The organism is Xenorhabdus sp. KK7.4 (genome assembly GCF_963876465.1).
Taxonomy (GTDB): Bacteria; Pseudomonadota; Gammaproteobacteria; order Enterobacterales; family Enterobacteriaceae; genus Xenorhabdus; species Xenorhabdus stockiae.
In genome coordinates this window covers 1-5084 of the sequence record NZ_CAWNQF010000097.1, presented here as the reverse complement: position 1 = coordinate 5084, position 5084 = coordinate 1, and the positions used below count along the sequence as shown (strand labels likewise).

Here is a 5084-nt window from a genome sequence, read left to right as displayed (position 1 = left end):
TTCCGCCGTGTGGTGGAAAAAGTGGATTATCCGTTGTCGTTGATCGCCTATGAGCAAGGTAACCAGTTCATCATCAGATTTAATTACGGTGAAGACTGGTTGACTGGTGAACAGGCTCAACGATTACTGAGCCAGCTTGAACGTATTCTGCATGCGCTGGCCTGTCATCCGGAACAACCTCATACCACCATCACCTGTCTCAGTGAGGCAGAGCGCCATACTTTGCTACACAGCTGGAACCAGACCGATGCGCCTTATCCGCAGGATAAAACCCTGCCACAGTTGTTTGAAGCGCAGGCAGCCCAACACCCTGATGCCATTGCCGTGGAATTTGAAGAACAGGTATTGAGCTATGGGGAACTTAACTGCCGCGCCAATCGTTTGGCTCATTACCTGATGACGCAGGGGGTAGGCCCTGACGAACGTGTTGCCATTTGTGTTGAACGCAGCCCGGAAATGGTAGTGGGCTTACTCGCCATTCTTAAAGCGGGCGGCGCTTATGTGCCACTCGATCCCGCCCATCCAGATGAGCGGTTGGCTCACATGCTGGAAGATTCGGCCCCCGTGGTTTTACTCACCCAATCGACTCTCGCACATGTTTTTGATGCTGCGCTACCCTCTGTCAGCTATATGACGGTATTACTCGATAAACAGGCTGTTTATCTCACCGAACAGCCGGATCATAACCCGGATGTACAAGCACTGGCACCACACCATCTGGCCTATGTGATCTACACCTCCGGCTCCACTGGCTTACCCAAAGGGGTGGAAATGCCACAGTCAGCCTTATCAAACCTGCTGCACTGGCATCACTATGCGCCTGAACATCCCACGACAACAGGTAAAACCCTGCAATTTGCAGCACTGGGCTTTGATGTCGCTTTTCAGGAAATCTTTACCACGCTGTGTGAAGGCGGTTGTTTGGTGCTGATTAATGAAGCCCTACGCCGGGAGCCGCAACAGATTCTTAAACTGGTTCAGCAACAACAGATTGAGCGAGTCTTTCTGCCTTATGTTGCTCTTCAGCATTTTGCCGATGCCGTTAACCTCAATGCAGAAGATGATCTTTCCTGCCTGAAGCATATTATTACGGCCGGTGAACAATTGCGTATCACCCCCGCCATTCAGCATCTGATGCAACGTGCTGGTCATTGCCGGTTACATAACCACTACGGCCCGACAGAAAGCCACGCTGCGACGTCATACACGCTGGACAACGAGACAGAGTACTGGCCGACATTACCGCCGATCGGACGCCCGATCGCCAATACGCAAATCTATATTCTTGATCCGTATGGTCGTCTGGTGCCTTTCGGTGTCGCAGGCGAAATTTATATCGCGGGTCAAGGCGTTGCCCGTGGCTATCTCAATCGTCCTGAATTAACGGCTGAACGTTTTCTGAGCTGCCCGTTCTCTAACGAGCCGGGAGCACGCATGTACAAAACCGGTGATTTGGGTCGTTGGCTGCCGGACGGCAATATTGACTATCTGGGGCGCAATGATTTTCAAGTTAAAATTCGGGGTTTCCGGATTGAACTGGGCGAAATTGAGAATGCGTTAGCGACACATCCGCAGATCAAACAGGCCGTCGTGATTGATCGTGAGCATAGCGGGCATAAAGTCTTAGCCGCCTATCTGGTTGTTGAGGATGCGGTATCCGATGACATGCTGCTGGCGCACTTATCTGATCGCCTGCCGGACTATATGCTGCCTGCCAGTTTTACTTTTATGGACGCTATTCCGCTCACACTAAACGGTAAAGTCAACCGCAGAGCCTTGCCCGAGCCGGTTTTCGGTAACAGAGACAGCTATGTCGCGCCCCGCAATACACTGGAAACCCAGCTTTGCGCAATTTGGCAGGATGTTTTAGGGCTGGAACGGGTCGGTACTAACGATAATTTCTTCCGTATCGGCGGTAATTCCCTGACCGCCATTAAGCTGATTGCCGCCATTCGCCGTACCCTGTCTACGGATATTTCATTGGCACAATTGTTTGAACTGAAAACCATTGCGGGTTTAGTGACTCAGATAGAAGCTCAAATTTGTATCGTTATCCCACATCGAACACAAAAGCGTTATCCCTTATCGTTTGCGCAGGAGCGGATGCTGTTTATCGAGCAATATGAGCAGGGTTCCGATGTTTACCATATCCCGTATCTGGTTCAGTTGGCTCAGGAGGCTTCCCTGCCTGTACTGGAAACCGCTATTAACCGATTAGCGGAACGTCATGCGGTGCTGAGCACCGTGTATCGCAGTGATGATCACGATCAGATGTATCAGCAGGCACTGGAGACACATTTCGTGATCCCGTCTCAAATTTGTGACGACAGGGCGACGCTACTGGCTAACGTCCGCAGCGAAATCGCGACCCCCTTTGATTTAGCCACCGAACCGAGCCTGCGCCTGCGGCATTATCAGGTCGCAGACCGTCACTATTTATTACTGTTATGGCACCATATCGCAATGGATGGCTGGTCCATTGATATCTTTATGGCGGAGCTGGCGGAGGTTTACCACGCGCTGCAAGCAGGCCGAGACAGTCAGCTCCCTGAGTTAGAGATTACCTACGGCGATTACGCGGCCTGGCAACGGGATTATTTACAGGGGGATATCCGCGAACAACAACTGGCTTACTGGCAACAGACGCTGGCGGGCTATGAATCGCTGGCCCTGCCCACCGATCACCCCCGGCCAGCACAGGTCAATTATCAGGGATGGGATATTAATTTTACGCTGGACGCACAGCTGTCTGAACAGCTACGGACACTGGCAAGAACGCAGGAAACCACCCTGTATACCGTGCTGCTCAGTGCATTTTACGTCACGCTGGCAAAATTATCCGGACAGAACGATATCGTTATCGGCACGCCGACCGATAACCGCCACCATGCGCAAACGCTGCCCCTGTTAGGCATGTTTGTTAATTCACTGGCGTTAAGGGCACAGCTACAACACACCGATGGCGTGACCGCGCTGATTGCACAGGTACACAAACTGATTATCGGCGCCAAAGCCCATCAGGATATGCCGTTTGAGCAACTGATTGAAGCCCTGAACATTGAGCGGGATACCGCCCGTCATCCGCTATTTCAGGTGATGTTCAGCGTGCAGGCTTTCGGTGAAAACCCGTCAGACGGCAATCTGCCGTTTAGCCCGGTCGCACTGGATGAAACGTTATACAGCCCGGCTAAGTTTGATCTGAGCCTGTTTTTGTCCTATGGCAAAACAACGATTACCGGTTGCCTTAATTACGCCCTAAGCCTGTTTAACAACATCAGCATTACCCGTATCGCAGAGAGTTACCAGCGGGTATTGAGCGCGTTTGTCGCCGACCAGCAACAACCGTTATCCAACATTGATATTTTATCAGCGCAGGAACGCCATACCTTATTGCACCGCTGGAATCAGACGGATGCGCCTTATCCGAAGGATAAAACCCTGCCCCAGTTGTTTGAAGCGCAGGCGGCTCAACGCCCGGATGCGATTGCAATTACCTTTGAAAACCAAAGCATCAGCTATGGTGAACTCAACCGCCGCGCCAACCGGCTGGCCCATCATCTGATTGCACTGGGCGTCAGGCCAGATAATCTCGTCGCCATTTGCCTTGAACGCAGTGCGGATATGGTGGTCGGGATACTGGCTATTCTCAAGGCGGGCGGGGCGTATCTGCCCCTCGATCCGGCTTATCCCGCCGAACGATTGAACTATATGCTGGATGATGCAACACCGGTGGCCTTACTGACGCAAACCACACTGGCAGATAAACTGACCTCGTCAGTCCCCACCGTGTGGCTGGATAACCCGACGCGAGGCTTTGACACGCAACCGGATACCAATCCGGATACACAAGCGCTGGGACTGACTTCAAATCATCTGGCTTACGTGATTTACACCTCCGGTTCCACCGGACAACCCAAAGGCGTGATGGTGGAGCACCGTAATATCCTGCGTCTGATCATCAACAATGGTTTTGCGGATATCGGCCCGGATGACTGCGTTGCCCATTGTGCCAATCCCGCCTTTGATGCTACCACCTGGGAAATCTGGTCGGCCCTGTTAAATGGCAGTTGTCTGCATATTGTGCCTCAGACGGTAGTGCTCGAACCCACCGATTGTCGTGAGGCACTAATCAGGGGAAAAGTAACCGCATTATGGTTAACTGCCGGTTTATTTAATGAATACCTTGATACATTACAGCCTGTGTTCGGACAGCTCCGCTACCTGCTGGTCGGGGGCGATGCCCTCAACCCGCAGAAGATAAAACAGGTGTTGTCGGCAGACCATCCGCCTGCTCATTTAATTAACGGCTATGGCCCGACGGAATCCACCACATTTGCCACGACCTATGCGATCACCGCGCCGGTTGATAGCATGCAGTCGATCCCGATTGGCCGTCCTATCGCCAATACCCGGATTTACCTGCTTGACGCCCATCAACACCCAGTACCAATGGGGGCACCGGGTGAAATTTATATCAGTGGCGAGGGCGTGGCACGAGGTTATCTGAACCAACCCGCACTGACCGCCGAACGTTTCCTCACCGATCCGTTCTCTGCCGAGCCGGGCACTCGCATGTACAAAACCGGTGATTTAGGTCGCTGGCTGCCCGATGGCAATATCGACTATCTGGGGCGCAATGACTCTCAGGTTAAAATCCGCGGCTTCCGTATTGAACTGGGGGAAATTGAAAGTGCCCTTGCGGCGCATCCTCAGGTTAAACAGGCTATCGTGATTGACCGTGAGCATAGCGGGCATAAAGTTTTGGCTGCTTATCTGGTTGTTGAGGATGCTGTTTCCGATGACATGCTGCTGGCGCACTTATCTGATCGTCTGCCGGACTATATGCTGCCTGCCAGCTTTACCTTTATGGAGGCTATTCCGTTGACTCTAAACGGCAAGGTAAATCGTCAGGCATTACCAGAACCTATTTTCGGTAACAGAGACAGTTATGTCGCGCCCCGCAATGTGCTGGAAACTCAGCTTTGCGCGATTTGGCAGGATGTTTTAGCACTGGAACAGGTCGGTATTGACGATAACTTTTTCCGTATCGGCGGTAATTCCCTGACCGCCATTAAGTTGATCGC

The 5084-nt window shown here is 52.2% G+C and carries 1 protein-coding gene; it reads left to right on the top strand.

Annotation, left to right across the window (positions count from 1 at the left end):
- A partial coding sequence (locus AACS90_RS17130; protein ID WP_193757208.1) for a non-ribosomal peptide synthetase occupies window positions 1-5084 on the top strand: 5084 nt, incomplete at both ends.